The organism is Acinetobacter sp. YH12046 (assembly GCF_013419905.1).
In the GTDB taxonomy this organism is placed as follows: domain Bacteria; phylum Pseudomonadota; class Gammaproteobacteria; order Pseudomonadales; family Moraxellaceae; genus Acinetobacter.
This window is the reverse complement of record NZ_VOZF01000014.1, coordinates 1-16,408: the sequence shown is the minus strand read 5'-3', so window position 1 is coordinate 16,408 and position 16,408 is coordinate 1. Positions and strand designations below refer to the sequence as shown.

Annotated in this window: 16 protein-coding genes; 7 read left to right on the top strand and 9 right to left on the bottom strand. The window is 45.0% G+C overall.

What is annotated here, in order from left to right; genetic code table 11:
* Positions 1–34: 34 nt before the first annotated feature.
* From FTU03_RS09695 to FTU03_RS09685, 3 genes are read left to right on the top strand one after another with little or no spacing between them, the layout of a single operon-like run.
* Positions 35–919: a MotA/TolQ/ExbB proton channel family protein gene (locus FTU03_RS09695; protein ID WP_179992868.1), complete on the top strand. Its 885-nt coding sequence runs from the start codon at positions 35–37 to the stop codon at positions 917–919.
* A 15-nt stretch (positions 920–934) separates the two neighbouring features.
* Positions 935–1,360 carry a biopolymer transporter ExbD gene (locus FTU03_RS09690; protein WP_005234255.1) on the top strand — a complete coding sequence of 142 codons (426 nt, stop codon included), beginning with the start codon at positions 935–937 and terminating at the stop codon, positions 1,358–1,360.
* A gap of 20 nt (positions 1,361–1,380) precedes the next feature.
* Complete coding sequence (locus FTU03_RS09685; protein WP_004783336.1) at positions 1,381–1,800, top strand: biopolymer transporter ExbD; 420 nt, start codon at positions 1,381–1,383, stop codon at positions 1,798–1,800.
* A gap of 54 nt (positions 1,801–1,854) precedes the next feature.
* On the opposite strand, the gene bfr is transcribed toward FTU03_RS09685, so the two are convergent.
* On the bottom strand, positions 1,855–2,319 hold the full coding sequence (gene bfr, locus FTU03_RS09680; protein WP_004783337.1) for a bacterioferritin: 465 nt from the start codon (positions 2,317–2,319) through the stop codon (positions 1,855–1,857).
* Positions 2,320–2,657: 338 nt separating this feature from the next.
* On the opposite strand from bfr, the gene FTU03_RS09675 reads away from it, so the two are divergent.
* Positions 2,658–3,725, top strand: coding sequence for an aldehyde reductase (locus FTU03_RS09675; RefSeq protein WP_034590045.1), 1,068 nt, complete (start codon positions 2,658–2,660; stop codon positions 3,723–3,725).
* Positions 3,726–3,845: 120 nt separating this feature from the next.
* On the opposite strand, the gene rlmF is transcribed toward FTU03_RS09675, so the two are convergent.
* From rlmF to FTU03_RS09645, 6 genes are all read right to left on the bottom strand, one after another.
* Positions 3,846–4,820, bottom strand: a complete 975-nt coding sequence (gene rlmF, locus FTU03_RS09670; RefSeq protein WP_179992867.1) for a 23S rRNA (adenine(1618)-N(6))-methyltransferase RlmF — start codon at positions 4,818–4,820, stop codon at positions 3,846–3,848.
* 222 nt (positions 4,821–5,042) lie between these two features.
* Entirely contained in the window at positions 5,043–7,082 is a 2,040-nt protein-coding gene (gene ligA, locus FTU03_RS09665) for an NAD-dependent DNA ligase LigA (protein WP_179992866.1), read from the bottom strand.
* Between the two features lie 96 nt (positions 7,083–7,178).
* Entirely contained in the window at positions 7,179–8,174 is a 996-nt protein-coding gene (locus FTU03_RS09660; protein ID WP_166136706.1) for a cell division protein ZipA C-terminal FtsZ-binding domain-containing protein, read from the bottom strand.
* A gap of 1 nt (position 8,175) precedes the next feature.
* Positions 8,176–11,628: a chromosome segregation protein SMC gene (gene smc / locus FTU03_RS09655; protein ID WP_179992887.1), complete on the bottom strand. Its 3,453-nt coding sequence runs from the start codon at positions 11,626–11,628 to the stop codon at positions 8,176–8,178.
* Between the two features lie 11 nt (positions 11,629–11,639).
* Positions 11,640–12,335, bottom strand: a complete 696-nt coding sequence (locus FTU03_RS09650; RefSeq protein ID WP_004783346.1) for a GntR family transcriptional regulator — start codon at positions 12,333–12,335, stop codon at positions 11,640–11,642.
* A 194-nt stretch (positions 12,336–12,529) separates the two neighbouring features.
* Positions 12,530–13,333 carry a sulfite exporter TauE/SafE family protein gene (locus FTU03_RS09645; protein ID WP_179992865.1) on the bottom strand — a complete coding sequence of 268 codons (804 nt, stop codon included), beginning with the start codon at positions 13,331–13,333 and terminating at the stop codon, positions 12,530–12,532.
* 27 nt (positions 13,334–13,360) lie between these two features.
* Between FTU03_RS09645 and FTU03_RS09640 the strand changes: the two genes are divergently transcribed.
* Both FTU03_RS09640 and FTU03_RS09635 read left to right on the top strand, forming a co-directional pair.
* Entirely contained in the window at positions 13,361–14,116 is a 756-nt protein-coding gene (locus tag FTU03_RS09640; RefSeq protein ID WP_004783349.1) for a biotin--[acetyl-CoA-carboxylase] ligase, read from the top strand.
* Between the two features lie 14 nt (positions 14,117–14,130).
* Complete coding sequence (locus tag FTU03_RS09635) at positions 14,131–14,871, top strand: type III pantothenate kinase (RefSeq protein WP_179992864.1); 741 nt, start codon at positions 14,131–14,133, stop codon at positions 14,869–14,871.
* Here FTU03_RS09635 and FTU03_RS09630 read toward each other — a convergent pair.
* Both FTU03_RS09630 and FTU03_RS09625 read right to left on the bottom strand, forming a co-directional pair.
* A complete protein-coding gene (locus tag FTU03_RS09630) occupies positions 14,825–15,430 on the bottom strand; it encodes an alpha/beta hydrolase (protein ID WP_179992863.1) in 606 nt (201 codons plus the stop codon). The two genes, FTU03_RS09635 and FTU03_RS09630, sit on opposite strands and share 47 nt — an antisense overlap.
* A gap of 137 nt (positions 15,431–15,567) precedes the next feature.
* Positions 15,568–16,143, bottom strand: coding sequence for an alpha/beta hydrolase (locus FTU03_RS09625; RefSeq protein WP_179992862.1), 576 nt, complete (start codon positions 16,141–16,143; stop codon positions 15,568–15,570).
* Positions 16,144–16,228: 85 nt separating this feature from the next.
* Between FTU03_RS09625 and FTU03_RS16090 the strand changes: the two genes are divergently transcribed.
* The coding region (locus FTU03_RS16090; protein ID WP_218949855.1) for a hypothetical protein at positions 16,229–16,408 on the top strand (180 nt) is incomplete at its 3' end.

The window sequence follows — 16,408 nt, the reverse complement described above, 5'->3', positions numbered from 1 at the left end:
ACAACAGATTAAAAACAAAATGAGGAGATTCATTATGAAAAACGCACGACACACTTTAAAAAATATCACTGCTGCAAGTGTCATTGCGGCAAGTACTTTACTACCTTTGCAAACCGTATTTGCTGAAGAATCCCCTACACCTGCAACGACAGTCACTGAAACGGCAACCCCAACTCCTGCGACTGTCGCTGAGCCTACACCGCCAGCACCTGCTGCAGCTGAAAAACCTGCCAGCAACCCTTATGGTCTGGAAGCCATGTGGAAAGAAGGCGACATGGTGTCTAAAGTGACCCTGTTCATTCTGGTGATCATGTCGATCGGTACCTGGTACATCATGATCACCAAGTGCTTGCAACAAGGCAAGATTCGCAAACAAGCCAAAGAAGCAGAGCATCAGTTCTGGGAATCTTCTTCTCTGGATAATGCAGCGCAAAATCTGGATGAAGCCAGCGTATATCGTTTTATCGCTGAAAAAGGCATCAAGTCAACCAAAAACCATGGCGGTACTTTACTTGAGCGTATCGACTTTAATACTTGGGTTACGATTTCTATTTCACGCGCAGTCGACAAGATTCAAAGCCATCTGAGTGGCGGTCTGGCCTTCCTTGCTACAGTCGGTTCTACAGCACCTTTCGTAGGTCTGTTTGGTACCGTTTGGGGCATTTACCATGCACTGACTGCAATTGGTATTTCAGGACAGGCATCAATCGATAAAGTTGCTGGTCCGGTCGGTGAAGCACTGATCATGACTGCAATCGGTCTGGCTGTGGCAGTTCCGGCAGTACTTGGTTACAACTGGTTAACTCGCCGTAATAAAGCTGTAATGGAAGAAGTTCGTACCTTCGGTTCTGACCTGCATGCTGTACTACTGAGCGGCGAAATCAGCTCAAACAATCCTGTTCACCGCGACACAAAATAAAAATGGGGGTCAACCATGGGAATGATGGTCAATTCAAACGACAGCGATGATGAGGTCATTGGTACCATTAATACCACGCCTCTGGTTGATGTGATGCTGGTACTGCTGATTATCTTTCTGATTACAGTACCGGTTGCAATTCATACCGTACCGGTCGATCTGCCTGAAGAACGTAATGTCCCGTATGAAACCAAGCCGGAAAATATCCAGCTGGCAGTCAATAAAAATGGCGATATTTTCTGGAATGAATCCTATATTCCGGACAAGGCAATTTTACTGACCCGTTTACAGGCAGAAGCCCAGAAACGTCCTCAGCCTGAGGTGCATATTCGCGGTGATCAAAGAACAGCTTTTGAAGCGATTGATCAGGTCATCAGTACTACCCAGCAAGCAGGTATTGGCAAGATTGCATTTGTCACGACCCCGCCCGCTTCACCTTAAGATTGAGGGAGAATCCAGTTATGGGAATGAATGTTGGCTCAAATCAGGATGATGATGTAATGCTGGACGTCAACATGACACCATTGATTGATGTCATGCTGGTCTTGCTGATTATGTTTATTATCACTATTCCATTGCCGAATAATTCGATTAATATCAACCTGCCGAATGGTACACCACCACCGACTGAGGAAAAACCGCCAGAGATTGTGAATTTGCGTCTCGATGCTCAAGGCCAGATCTTCTGGAATGATCAGCCAGTGGCCAATGCTCAAGCGCTAGAAGCCTTATTCAAGACCGTGGCGCAAAAAGCCGATCAGGATCAGATTAAAATCAAGGCTGATCGTGCAACTGAATACAAGCATATCGCGATGGTGATGGCTGCGGCTCAGCGTCTGGAAGTGAAAAAAATCGGAATTGTCAGTAACAACAATTCTTAAGTCTATAGAATCAAAAAACCCAGCATCTGCTGGGTTTTTTTATTATTCAATATCTTACATTTGTGACTGGATATAGTTTTGTAGACCAATCAGCTCGATCAAACGTAACTGTTTTTCTAACCAGTAAGTATGATCTTCTTCCGTATCCGACATTTGCTGGCGCAGCATGTCACGGGTCACATAATCGCCCTTCTCTTCACAAAGTTTGACCCCTTGAGCCAGCTTTTCACGGACATGATACTCAAGCTTCAGGTCAGCTTTCAGGCAGGTCACTACATCTTCACCAACTTCGATGTCATCACGCTGCATATTTGGCGTACCTTCAAGAAAAAGGACACGACGGATCAGGGCATCTGCATGCTGTGCTTCTTCCTGCATTTCATGGTCGATGCGTTCAAAGATTTTAGTCAGACCCCAATCTTCATACATACGAGAGTGAATCAGGTATTGATCACGAGCAGCCAGTTCGCCACCGATCAGCATATTTAAATAATCTACGACTTCTGGATTACCGCGCATTTGAATTACTCCCTGCTTTTATCATCCTATTATGGAGAAAAGATGTTTGTTTTGCAAAAGCAAAATTATGGTAAATGTCTGATTTTTATATAATTAAAATGAGAAGCACTTGCATTTACGCTCTCTGTTCGGACAAATCCCATTTATAAAACAACATCTTGCATTTTTCGTTCCGTTTTTATTCAATCCAGCAAGCTGGAATATTCAAACGTTAATTTTTGTAAATATTAATAAGCACTTATCTTGTTGCTTATTTTTATCTTGGACTCACCTGTTTGGCCTGGTTCATGCATAATTGTGCCTACGATGAAAGAAGTCAAAACAACAACGGTTTAAATATGACATTACAACATAGCACAGCACCTGTTCTGGTCACCGGCGCATCTGGCTATATCGCCAGTTGGGTGATCCAGAAACTTTTGAAACAGGGTTATACCGTACATGCCACTGTACGTGACCTGAATAAAACCCAGAGTTATACGCACCTTGAACAAATTGCAAACAGCAGCCCGGGGACCTTAAAGCTGTTTGAAGCTAACCTGCTCAAGCCCGGTTCTTTTGATGCGGCCATGGAAGGGTGTGAAATTGTCTTTCATATGGCCTCGCCTTTTGTGGTCACCAATTATAAGGATGCGCTCAAAGACATTATTGAACCGGCAATTCTGGGTACGCAAAATGTGCTGAATAGCGTCAATAAAACTGAATCTGTCAAACGTGTGATTGTCACCTCAAGTATTGCCTCAACGTATGGCGATGCGATTGATATTTTGCAAACCGAGCACACCAGTTTTGATGAATCTCACTGGAATACCACCAGTTCAGAAACCCATCAGCCTTATCCATATTCCAAAGTCATGGCAGAACGCAAAGCTTGGGAAATGGCGGAAGCACAGGATCGCTGGGACCTGATCTGTATCAATCCGGCACTGGTCTTTGGGGAATCCTTAACGCCTAATACTCAATCAGGCAGTGTGGAAGTTCTGCAACAGTTTGCCAATGGCATGACCTTGCTGGGTGTTCCACCAATGTGGAATGGTGTGGTGGATGTTCAAGATGTTGCGGAAGCCCATATCCGTGCTGCATTTAATCCGGAAGCGCATGGCCGTTATATTATCTGTAGTGAGACTTTGAGCCTGCTAGAAATGGGTAAAATCCTGCGTGAAGCATTTGGTCCAAAATTCCCGTTTCCGCGCAACCAGTTGCCAAAAACGGCTTTCAAGATTTTTGGTCCTCTGGCCGGCTTTAGCCGTAAATTTGTTGAACTCAATATGGGTTATCCAATTTTCTTTAATGCACAAAAAAGTAAGGATGAACTCGGTCTGGAATATCGTCCAGTAAAAGAAAGCTTGGTCGAACATTTCCAGCAATTGCTGGATGATGGTGTGGTGAAGAAATATATTCCTTAATTGTACGAGCTCAAACCTGATCTGACAGTGACCGATTTTTTATGGTGTCTGTCAGATTAAATTTGAGCTACTACACCGACTTATGCGCCCACAAGCTCACTATTCCTGCATAAAAACAAGCTAAGCAGAAGTCCAACGCGCATTTTTCCACGCTTGCTGTTGCTTTGTATCTAGAAAAGTCCAAGCCACAAAACGACTCTCTTTTTGCCCCTGCGTCATTTTAATAGTTTTTACATCCACTGCACCGCACTTACGCAAGGTATTTAACAGCATAGGCAATGTGGTTTTCTTAGAAACCAGTGTACTAAACCAAAGACATTGCTCAGCAAACTGTGTGCTCTCTTGTACCATCTGGCAAACAAAGCGTTCTTCTCCACCGTCACACCACAGCTCGTTCTTTTGTCCGCCAAAGTTTAACACCACCTTAGAGCGATCAACCGGTTTGCCAAGTTTGCGTAATTTTTGCGTTGCTGTGGCATTTGCCTCATCTTGCGAAGCATGAAATGGTGGGTTACACAGGGTCAAATCAAAACGATCTGAAGGTTTAATCACACCTTTGAAGATATTGCTGGGTGTCTTCTGCAATCGAATCTGAATCCCCTTCCTGAGATTCGGATTTGCCTCCACGATAAATTGAGCGCTTTTAACCGATGCCGAATGAATGTCTGAGCCGACAAATTTCCAACCATAACTACGATGCCCAATGATCGGATAAATACAGTTCGCCCCTACCCCAATATCTAATACGTGAACGGCGTGTCCTGTTGGAATCTGACCGTTATTATTGAGACTTAACAGGTCAGCCAAATAGTGAATATAGTCGGCTCTACCCGGAATCGGTGGGCAAAGATAATCTTGAGGAATATCCCAATATTGAATGCCGTAAAAATGCTTGAGCAATGCTTTATTGAGCATTTTCACAGCTTGAGGATCAGAGAAGTTGACTGAAAGATCGTTATATTGATTCGGGCTGACAAAAGGCGCAAGTTCCGGACAAGTCTTGATCAGCTGAGGAAAATCATAACGACTGCGATGCAGATTTCGTGCATGTAATTGCGATTTTTGTTGCGGAAAAGATTTCTTTGCTTGCGCCATGTGTATGCCAATCATCAAAGGGAGAACAGAATCAATCAGGCAGGATCTATACCTGCAAATGAATCTATTGTACGTGAATTCAACTTACATTACCGAACCCGTCCTTGTATTTGTCTATCCTCCCCTCTCATTCACCTATAGTTTTGAACTAGCAATAAAAAAGACACCTTAAGATTCATCATCCTGGGTGTCTTTTTTATTTGAGTCATTGTTTAGAGCTAATTATTCTTCGATTTGCCCATGCTCCTTCATCAAAGCAATAAATTGCGCTTCATTGATCACGGGCACACCGAGTTTTTCTGCTTTATCGAGCTTAGAACCGGCTTTTTCACCCGCCACCACGCATTTGGTCTTGCTAGAGACACTGCCACTGACCCGTGCACCTAAGGCTTGCAGTAATTGCGTCGCTTCATCACGTCCCATAGAGCTTAAAGTTCCAGTCACTACCCAGCTTTCGCCATTCAGTGGTTGGCGCGTTGGTGCAATTGGCGCATCCCAATGAATACCGGCAGCCAACAAGCGATCCAATACTTCCAGATTATGCGGTGCCTGGAAGAAATCAACAATCCACTCTGCTGTAATATCACCAACATCCGGTGTTTTCTTTAAAGCGTCTACATCAGCACTACGTAAAGCGTCGAGAGTCTGGAAAGTATTGGCCAGCATACGTGCTGTCGTTTCACCTACGCCACGAATCCCGAGCGCATAAATAAACGCTGCCAATGTAGTTTTCTTGCTGTTCTCAATCGAATCAATGAGATTTTGAACGGACTTTTCACCCATTTTTTCGATTTGCAGTAATTGCTCACGATGCTCATGCAAGTGATAAATATCCGACACATCTTTCAAAAGATTGAGATGTAACAGTGACTCCACCCAGCGATCGCCCAAACCTTCGATATCCATGGCCTTACGTGAAACAAAGTGACGGATGGTCTCAATGCGCTGCGCTGCACAATACAGTTCACCTGAACAACGTGCCAAGGCCTCACCTTCCGGCATAACGACTGGAGAACCGCACACCGGACAATTCTCAGGTAAATGCACTTCTACCGCATTGGCAGGACGGAATTCTGGCCAGACTTTTTCTACCTTAGGAATCACGTCACCACTACGATAGACACTGACGGTATCCCCAATTCTTACATCCAGACGATGAATTTCACCAATATTATGCAGCGTTACATTGGAAACGGTTACACCACCCACTGCAACCGGATTCAACCGTGCTACAGGCGTTAGAGTCCCGGTACGACCCACTTGCCAGTCAATATTTTCAACGGTGGTCAATGCAGCCACTGCTGGGAATTTATAAGCCGTTGCCCAACGTGGTTCACGGCTCAAGAAACCCAGTTTTTGTTGCTGTTTAAGGTCATTGACCTTAATGACCATACCATCGATTTCGACACTAAGCTTTGAACGTTCTTCAATGATCTGCTCGTAAACCTTTTGCACTTCCTGGATGCTACTGCAGATAAAATGACGCTCACCCACAGCAAAGCCAAACTGCTGTAGCCATTCCAGGCTGGCTGACATCGTGGTTTGACCATGATGCGGTACACACTGGGCAATCCCATAGGCATAGAAAGCCAAAGGTCGAGAAGCTGCAATATTCGGATCAAGCTGGCGTAAACTGCCGGCCGCGGCATTACGTGGATTGGCAAAAGTTTTTTCGCCTTTCGCAGCATTGGCTGCATTCAGGCGTTCAAAGCCAGATTTCGGCATCAGCACTTCGCCTCGCACTTCCAGTAATTCTGGAATCACGCCATTCACTGGAGACAGAAATTTCGGCAGGTTACGAATGGTTTTGACATTCTGGGTAATATCTTCGCCAGTTTCCCCATCACCACGAGTGACACCACGAACCAGTACGCCATGTTCATACCAGAGGGAAATTGCCAGACCGTCAAATTTCAGCTCAACATCGTATTCAATCTTTTGATTGGGTAAACGCTCTTCAATACGGCGTGCGAAAGCAAACAGATCATCCTGATTAAACACGTTGCCTAAAGACAGCATTGGCACCGCATGCGTTACGGTCAGAAATTTGGAAAGTGCCTGACCGCCTACTTTAACTGTCGGTGTGTCTGGCTGTTGTAAATGTGGATATTGTTCTTCTAAAGCTTTGAGCTGATGAAAGAGCTGATCATATTCACTGTCTTCAATCGTAGGTTGATCCATCACATAATAAGCATGATTATGCTTGGCAAGCAGTTGAATCAATTGACGCATTTGCGCAATGACAGTGGCATCTTGGGTCATAATTTCACCATAAAAAAGGGCGGAAAATCCGCCCTATACAATATTCAGCTTTTCGCTATTATAAAAATCGGATTCTGCAGATTCAATATTGGAATATTAAACTTCTGCAGTCTGTCCAGCACGATAATCAATCGCCTGATGACGCCAGAATTCACGTAATTGCGGGGTCATTTCCTGCTGGTTCTGATCATAAACCAGACCATCCACTTCACGCGCAATCAGACGTGAAATGCTGTCCATGGTATCGAAAGCATTCTGTACATCGCTATGCGGTAAAGCCAGGAAGAATGCCAGACCTTTCACTTCTTCAGTCGACAGGGTTTCTAGGTCAAAACCTTCCATACCGGTATCTGCCATACGTAATACCGAAAATAGCAGTTTCGAGCCATCTTCACTATAACGATGGAAACATGCCAGCTCACCATAACGCAGGCCATATTTCAGTAAAACTTTCAAGGTTTTTTCACCTGACAGTGCACGGCCTTGTGGATAAACATGCAATGAAATAATCGTTTCAGCATTGGCTAGCGAACATTCTTCATCCACAATTTTTTGCTCATGTAGATGTGCATCCAGAATACTGCTTTCATCATTGAAGTCAGAAATTTCAGCTTTCTCAATATTGCTATTCAGGCTAAATTCGGCGGCTTTAGGCTCTTTTGCTGTTTCTGCTACTTCTACTGTTTCAGGCTTGCTTTCTTGTTCAGCTGACGTAGTGTTTTCTTCTGTTTTGGCTGCTTCCTCTGCAACCACCTGTGTATCGAGCGGACTTGCTGCTTTGGTTTCGGGCTGGACGGTTTCAGTCAAAGTTGGCTCTACTTTGGCTGCTTCTTTTTGTTCTGCCACAGGTGCAATGTTGTCTACTGCTTCTTCATTCAGGCTCGGTTCAACACGTGTAGCTGCCGGACTTTCTGTTTTAGACAGTTGAGATCGTACATGCCTTGGAATAACCGGAGTCTGGCTGTCAGGATCAATATGAAGATCCGCATCCAGTGACGGTACAGCCTCCGCAGGTTTTTTCAAGATCAGTCTTATGCCGAATAGCATAATCACAATTGCAATAACAATCCCGATAATTGTGGTGATTTCCATGTTATACCTCCGCAGCTAAGCCGTATTCTTTTGCCTGTTCCAAATTTACTGTCACTAATTTTGAGGTTCCCGGTTCAGGCATGGTTACACCTAAAAGATCAGTCGCCATCATCATTGCAAGTTTGTTATGGGTAATATAAATAAATTGCACTTGTTCAGAAAGCTCTTTGACTAAATTACAAAAACGTCCCACATTGGCATCGTCCAGCGGTGCATCGACTTCATCCAGTACACAGAACGGTGCCGGATTTAGTCGGAAAATTGCAAAGACCAGTGCTAATGCGGTTAAAGCCTTTTCACCACCAGAAAGCAATGCCAGTGAACTGTTGCGCTTGCCTGGTGGGCGTGCCATCAGTTTTACACCCGATTGCCATCCATCTTCAAGACTTAAACTCGCTTCACCGCCCTCAAATACTTTCGGGAACAGGTTTTGTAGCTCGGCATTGACCTGATCGAAGGTATTCATAAACAGCTTACGGGTTTCCTGATCAATACTTTTCATTGCTGCCTGCAGCTGTTCAACGGTATTTTCCAGATCCTGAATCTGATGGCTGAGTTCGTCATAACGTTTCGAAACTTCTTCATACTCTTCAGAAGCTGCCAGATTCACCGCACCCAATTTATCAAATTGAGCCTGTGCTTTTTCCAGTTTAGCCTGATGTACTTTTACATCAATATTTAGCCCTGAAATTACTTCACTATTCAACTCTTTCAGCTGCTCTGAATAATGCTGTAAATCGGATTTTGCTGCCTGCCAGGCCAGACGTTTGGCTTCAAGTTCAGTACGCAGTTGTTCATCCTGCTGCTGGAAAGTATGGCGCTGCTCAGTCAGGTGCTGCTGCTTGCTCTGGATCTGATTCAGCTCGATCTGCCAGTCTGCCCAGGTTTTTTGCAGTTTTTCCGTGATCAGTGCCTGTTCATTGAACTGGCTCTGTAAAGCAGGTAATTCCAGCTGTACCGGATCGACAAACTTTTTGGCCTGTTCTATTTGCGCAATAATCTGTTGATATTGCTCTTTTAAAAACAGCTGGTCTTTTTCCAGCAGTTCAGCCTGCTGCTGACTTTGTACCGTTTGACGGCGCAGTAATTCTAATTCCTGCTGCGCCTGCTGAGTGACTTGCTGTGAGTCTTCCAGCTGGGCATTGAGTTCTTCCAGCTGGAATTGCAAGGTTTTGTAATTTGGCAGTGCCTGTTCCAGTTTCAGATTCAGCGCATGCAGATCAATCTCCAGATCATCTTTCTGCATCGCATCTTCTTCCAGTTGCTCGTCCAGTTGCTGTAACTGGTTCTGCAATTGCTGTTTCTGTACTGCAAAGGCCTGTGTCGCACTCTGGACTTTAGCAATATTCAGATCAAGCTGTTGTAACTGCTTTTGTGCCTGCTTCTGCTGCTCATTGATGCTCTGAATCTGGCTCTGTAAAGCTTTCACTTGAGCATTTAACTCAGGAAGCTGTTGCTCTAGATCTGCGAATTTTGGTTCAAGCTGAATCAGTTGCTGCTCGATTTCATCCAGACGAATACGATGACTCAGTGCTCCTTGTCCCGCCTGACTGGCTTCATCATAGTCCAGTGCAATCATCCAGTCGGGTCCGACATGATAGCCATCCAGACTTAAGATCGACTGGCCTGTTCTCAGCTGAGTTTGTAAACCAAGCGCCTGTTTAAAGTTCTCAGCTACGGCCACCTGTTGCCAGAGCGAATATTGAGGCGCTTCAATCCAGTCTGCTAAACAAAGGAGTCCATCAAGCTGAATATTATCCTGTGTCGTCTGAGCTTTGAGCTGGCGTGCACTATTTTCCAGAAAATGCTCAGTTTCTTCTAATACTTGTGCAGAAAGCCATTTCGCCAGGAACTTTTCAATCAAACTGGCATAAGCTTTGGCCTGTGGATTCAGCTTCAGCACTTGCATTAACTGCACCGCATCCGCTTTGGCGTTTGGATTGGCTTTGGTCAGTAACTGGCTCAGGTTTTTGCGTTCTGAATGCAGTACCTGAATTTCTGATTTCAGCTGCATGAGCATTTGCTGCTGACTTGCCTGTTCTGCCTGTAGCTGCTCAAGCTCAGTTTTCAGTGTTTTGAGTTGAGCCTCAAAGCCAGTGATTTGCTGTTCAGTTTTAGCTCTATCAGTCTGATACTGTTCCAGCTCATCTTGCTGCGCCTGCTGCTGAATTTGTGCTGCCTGCTGTTGCAAGGTTTCTTTTTGCTGTTCAATCCGGACAATATTTTTAGCCAGCTGTTCACTTTGCGCCAGCATTTGCTGTTTACGTTGTTGCTGTTGCTCAACCTGGGTTTTAATTTGAGCAAACTGGGCAGCAATTGTGCCTTGCTGGGATTTCAGATCAGTCAGACCTTGGTTTTGTTCCTGACTTTGACCTTCCTGCTTCTGCAATTGTGCAGTCTGATCTTCGAGTTGTTGATGCAGGGTGTCCAGTTGCAATTCAATCAGCTGTAAACGTTCTTTGGTTTGTGCTTTTTGTTCTTCCAGCTTCACCAGACTGCTTGAGTTCTGCTGCAATAAGGACTGCTTTTGCTGCAGGGTCATTTCCAGTTCGCTGAGCTTTTTCTCAGCCTGTTGCCATTCAGTTTGTAGCGGTGTGGACTGTTGAATCAAGCGCTGGAACAGTTCACTGGTCGCTCCCAGATCATGCTCAACAGTAGTCAATTCAGAACGTACCAGCTTAAAATTCTCGCCCAGCGTATTCATCTGCACAGTATATTCTTCTTGCAGACGCTGGCTCTGCTCACACTGGAACGACAGGATTTCAATCTTGATGGTACGGATCTGGCCTTCCAGTTCCTTATATTGAATGGCAGTTTCTGACTGGCGTTTCAAGGTTTTAAGCTGAGACTTGAGTTCAGAGGCAATATCTTCCAGACGCGACAGGTTCTGCGTCGTGTGATCCAGATGCAGCATGGTCTCGCGGCGACGTGCCTGATAACGGGAAACCCCGGCAGCTTCTTCAATAAAAACCCGCATTTCTTCCGGCTTGGCATCTACCAGACGGTTAATCATGCCCTGTTCAATAATTGCATAAGAACGCGGCCCCAGACCGGTTCCCAAGAAAATATCGGTAATATCACGACGTCGGCATTTAGTGCCATTCAGGAAATATTCAGACTTGCCATCACGGTTGACCTGACGACGCACTGCCAGCTCATTATAGGCATTATACGCACCGCCCAGCTTGCCATAAGTATTATCAAAACGCAGTTCTACACTGGCGATGCCCACCGGTTTGCGCTTGGCTGTTCCGGTAAAAATCACATCCTGCATGCTGCCACCACGTAGTTGGCGCGCACTGGACTCACCCATCACCCAGCGTATGGCATCAATCACATTTGATTTACCACAACCATTGGGTCCCACCACTGCAGTCCGGTTATCCTTGAAGTGTAAGGTAGTACTGTCAGCAAAAGATTTGAAGCCTGAAAGTTTTAAACTGCTTAAACGCATAGTGTCCTGATTTAACGTCGTGAGCGTCTGGCCCACGCGAGTTCAATTTGTTTCATCCGTATCAGAGATTCCAACACAAGGTTGCGCAAGTGTCGACAAAAATCTTCCATAAATAACGTCGCCTGATGGGATTTACGAATTAAAATCGCTTCCGTCACCAGTTTAAATAATTCAAAAGATTCCTGTAGCTCACGTCTTGAAATATTCAGGGTCAGAAAATAGCTACGGCGTAAAGATGGCAGCAGTTCCTGATAGTAGCGCATCAGGTAAAGATTACCGACCATCTCCTGTTGCTGGGCCATTCCCTGAAAGATCAAATCATAAAACTTTTCGATATGGCCTTGGCGGGTTTCGGCTTCCAATTGTTCTAATAGTAGCTGAATGCGCTCTGCCTCATGACTGCGCCAGGTCTCTGCCATGCGATGTACCATCTGCCCCAGCAATAAAGAGGTCAGGTCAAACAGGGCACGAACCTGCATGGCCGACATTTCCGAAACAATGGCGCCACGACGCGGGAAGATTTCAATCAGCTGGGTACGTTCAAGCAAGAGCAAGGCTTCACGGACTGATCCCCGACTGACGTCAAGTTCCGATGCAATTCTGAGTTCCTGGATGCGTTCGCCTTCAACCAGTTCACCCCGGATAATCTGTTCACTGATATGCTTGGCAATCTGTTCAGACAAACTGTGTGCTTCTTGTTGTTGCATACTGTTCCTGTCTTATTTTTATTGATGCAAGTGCAGTCATTCTGGATGACTTTTCAGTTATTAAACGGCTTTTTTGCAGAAAATACTTTGACATTGTCAGACAATCTTGTGTCTATACAGCCAACCCAGTCAAAGAAAAAGGAGAATAGTGACCTATTCTCCTCAAAAAATTTAGCTGATAAAAAATGAGTAGTTCAGACAGTAAAGCCTTGATAGATAAAATACAGACCAACTGTAGTCAATAAGGCCGCAAAACATTTTTTTAATAGAACTGGTGATAATAAATGCGCCACTTTTGCACCAAATTTTGCAGTGATAAAACTCATCACACTAATACCAATAAACGCATAAATATGAATATAACCAATCGTATTTGGTACTTCGACTTCAGCTTTCTGACCAAACCAGATGAAACCTAAGGCACCAGCCACTGCGATCGGCAAACCGCAGGCAGCAGAAGTGGCTACTGCTTTCTGGATGACGACACCACAACGATTCAGGAAAGGCACAGTCAAACTGCCGCCACCAATCCCGAATATGGCCGATGCCACGCCAATGCCACCACCCGCTGCCAACTGTAATGCGGCTGAAGGCAATTTCTGATTCGGATCAACCTGATAATGCGCGCCTCTAAACATTCTGAATGCAATCCAGACTGCAAAGAAGCCAATCAGCAATTGCAGGCCTTGGCCCGATAAATAATCTGCAATTCCAGCTCCCAAGAATGAGCCAATGACCAGGCCGGGTGCCAGATTACGCACTACATCCCATAACACTGCCCCTCTCTGATGATGTGCCATCACCGAACTGATTGAGGTTACAATAATTGTGGCCAGAGAAGTTCCGACTGCCATATGCATAATCACGCTTGGATCGTACTGGAGCTGGGTAAAAACAATGTACAGAATTGGCACGATAATCAGACCACCACCCACGCCAAACAGGCCTGCGGCAAATCCTGCAATTGCACCAATCAATAAATATATGATTAACTCCATAACGACATTTACCACGTTTAGATTCAAATGGATGTAGAAACTCGCGAACTGCAGCAACGTTTAAGTCAAGCAGGCCAACTCCCTGAAGTGTTGCTGATCAAGCCGATCACCACATCGACCAATGACGATGTCCGGGAACTGGCAACCAAAGGGGTACAACAGGTACTAGTGTGTAGCCGCGTGCAAACCCAGGGACGTGGACAGCGTCAACGTCAGTGGATTTCTCCTGAGGGGAACATCTATTTAAGCACATTGCTGCATACACAAAAAGTAATCGATGGTCGCCTGGCACTGGAAATTGCATTAAATATCCTGCAAATGCCAAGCCTAAAAGGACTGGACTTGCAGGTGAAATGGCCCAATGACCTGTACAGCCTGCAGGGGAAATGGGGTGGCATTCTGATTGAACCGATTTCGACTCAACAGGTGGTGGTTGGTGTCGGGATCAATATCAGCCCACTCATGGAAAGCATTCCAGACCAGCAGGTCACCTCTCTGACTGAATTGGGACTACCACATACTTCACGTGTAGATCTGATTGCCGAGTTGTATCTGGCTATTCAGCAAGCGGGGGAATGGTTTAATTATGGCAGTCAGAATCTGCCGGCACGGTTTAACCAATATGCTGCATTTTTCCAGCAAACAGTTGAATTTACCGATATTCAAGGCCAATATTCCGGAACTTTCCTCGGCATTCAAGACGATGGTGCGGTCATTATCGAAACGAATGCAGGTACGCAGACATTTTATCAGGGGCAACTCCGTCTTAAAAACGGTGGCTGAACAGGCATCATTCAATGAAAAAACTATGGTTGGATATCGGCAATACACGGCTCAAGTACTGGATTACGGAGCAGAACCAGATCATTGAACATGCCGCGGAAATGCATTTGCAATCCCCTGCCGACTTACTTCTTGGCTTGATTCAGCACTTTAAGAGTTTAGGCTTGCATCAGGTCGGGATTTCTTCCGTGCTGGACAAAGCAAATAATACCCGAATTCAATCGATTCTGACCTGCCTGAACATTCCTGTAGTTTTTGCCAAGGTACAGGCACGCTATGCCGGTTTGATCTGTGGCTATGATGATCCTTCCCAGCTTGGGATTGACCGCTGGTTGCAGGTGCTGGCCGTTGCCAAGTCGACCGAGCAAAATTACTGTGTCATCAGCTGCGGGACTGCCCTGACCATTGATCTAGCCCAAGGTCAGAAACATCTCGGCGGTTATATCCTGCCGAATCTGTATTTACAACGCGATTCCCTGATCCAGAATACCAAAGGCATTAAAATCCCGGATGCAGCTTTCGAGGAACTCAGTCCTGGGCGCAATACCATTGATGCCGTACATCATGGCATTTTATTCGGTCTGCTCAGTACCATTGAAAAAGTACTGCAAGATTTTCCGGCACAGCTGATCCTGACCGGTGGAGATGCTGCACTCTTTGCCCAGCATCTCGAACGGTTTCAGCCTATTATTGAACCCGATTTATTGCTTAAAGGCCTGCAGCATTTTGCAGATCATTTGCCAAACACAGTTTGAGCAGCTCGAGCAACTTTGAAAAATCTGCATAGCCATCCAGCTTGTTAAAATGCCCTGCATTTTTGATTTCAAAAATCTGTGCATTCAGGCTATGGCCCAAACGCAGTGAAATCGGTGCAGGCACATAAGGATTATTGCTGGAAAGCAGCATTACAAAACGTTTGGCGCCAAGTGATAAATTGTTCAGATCTAGCTTTACTGCCTGCACCATTTTGTTTAGTTCCGACCAGGCCACCAGTGGTGTATCAAAAGCTGCGACCAGCATTAGCCCGCCAATTTTCAACTGTGTACGGTTATAGTGTTCTTCGAGAAACTTTAGAGCACTTAAGCCACCCAAGCCATGCGCAACAATGAAACTATGCTCATCCAGATGTGGAATCTGCAGTTTCAGGTTGTGCTGCCATTCTTCCAGATCGGGTTGAAAAGGATTGGCCAGCATGATCCGTTTGGCCTCGAACCCGGCGTCTTTGATCTGCCGGCTTAACCACGGATACCAGTGGTCATTTGAGGTCGCCTGATAGTCAGGCACGATATAGACTTTCTTCGTTATATTTTTCATAGCATTGTACTTATTATATTGAGAGCAAAATGCTCCGAAAAAAATTAAGTTTTTAATTATTTATTAGCGGATGAAATTCAATATTCCTTATTCAACTTCACCCTGTCATCATTGAACCAATCTGTTCATCATCCTCCCTATTTAGTTGAAGATTGGATCAGATAAGGCTGAATCACTCGCCAGACTTCCGGCAGTTCAGTACAACCCTGCGAATTAATAAAATGCCCTTGATGTTCGGCACAGACTACGATTGCATCCAGACTTTCCGCTTGCTCCAGACTGAAGTCAGGCTGAACCCGATCATCACCTTCCGAATAAATCACTACACGTTCATCAATCTGACGTTTCAGTAAATCAAAATCTACTTCAGCCGCGTCAATGAACGGATTAACTTCTTCCAGACGTCCCAGTCGGCCATTGAAACCGGCCACCAAAACCAGTTGTTTGATTCTCTGATTTTTTAATTCGCGACTTAAATAATGTAATGCAGCCAGACAACCCAGACTATGCGCAATAAAAATACTGTTTTCGTCAATCCCGTCAATCTGTTCACGCATTTGCTGTTCCCAGACCTCCAGTTTTGGCGTAGTTGACGGGTCAAGTCTGAGTACTTTCAAGCTGACATGTTCCTGCTGGGCTTTTTCCTGAATCCATGGAAACCAGTTTTCTTCAGGACTTGCGGTATAGCCATGCACCACAATCACTTGAGTCATTAGATACATCCTTCTGTATTATTTTATTTCGAATGTTTTCGAGTCTGCCTGATTTTTCTAGAAATTTGGGTAAGCAAATGTTGTTTTGTTTAAACTGGATATAAAAGAAAATACAGACAATAAAAAAGGCGCTGTACGCATTGCTGTCCCACAATTTTTCACAAGAGGAAGCTCAAATGAGCTTCCTCTTGTTTTATGGGTATTTTATCGGGTGAAAATAAAGCTTTTAAAGTTCTTCTTTCAAACAAATTCACTTGAATTATTC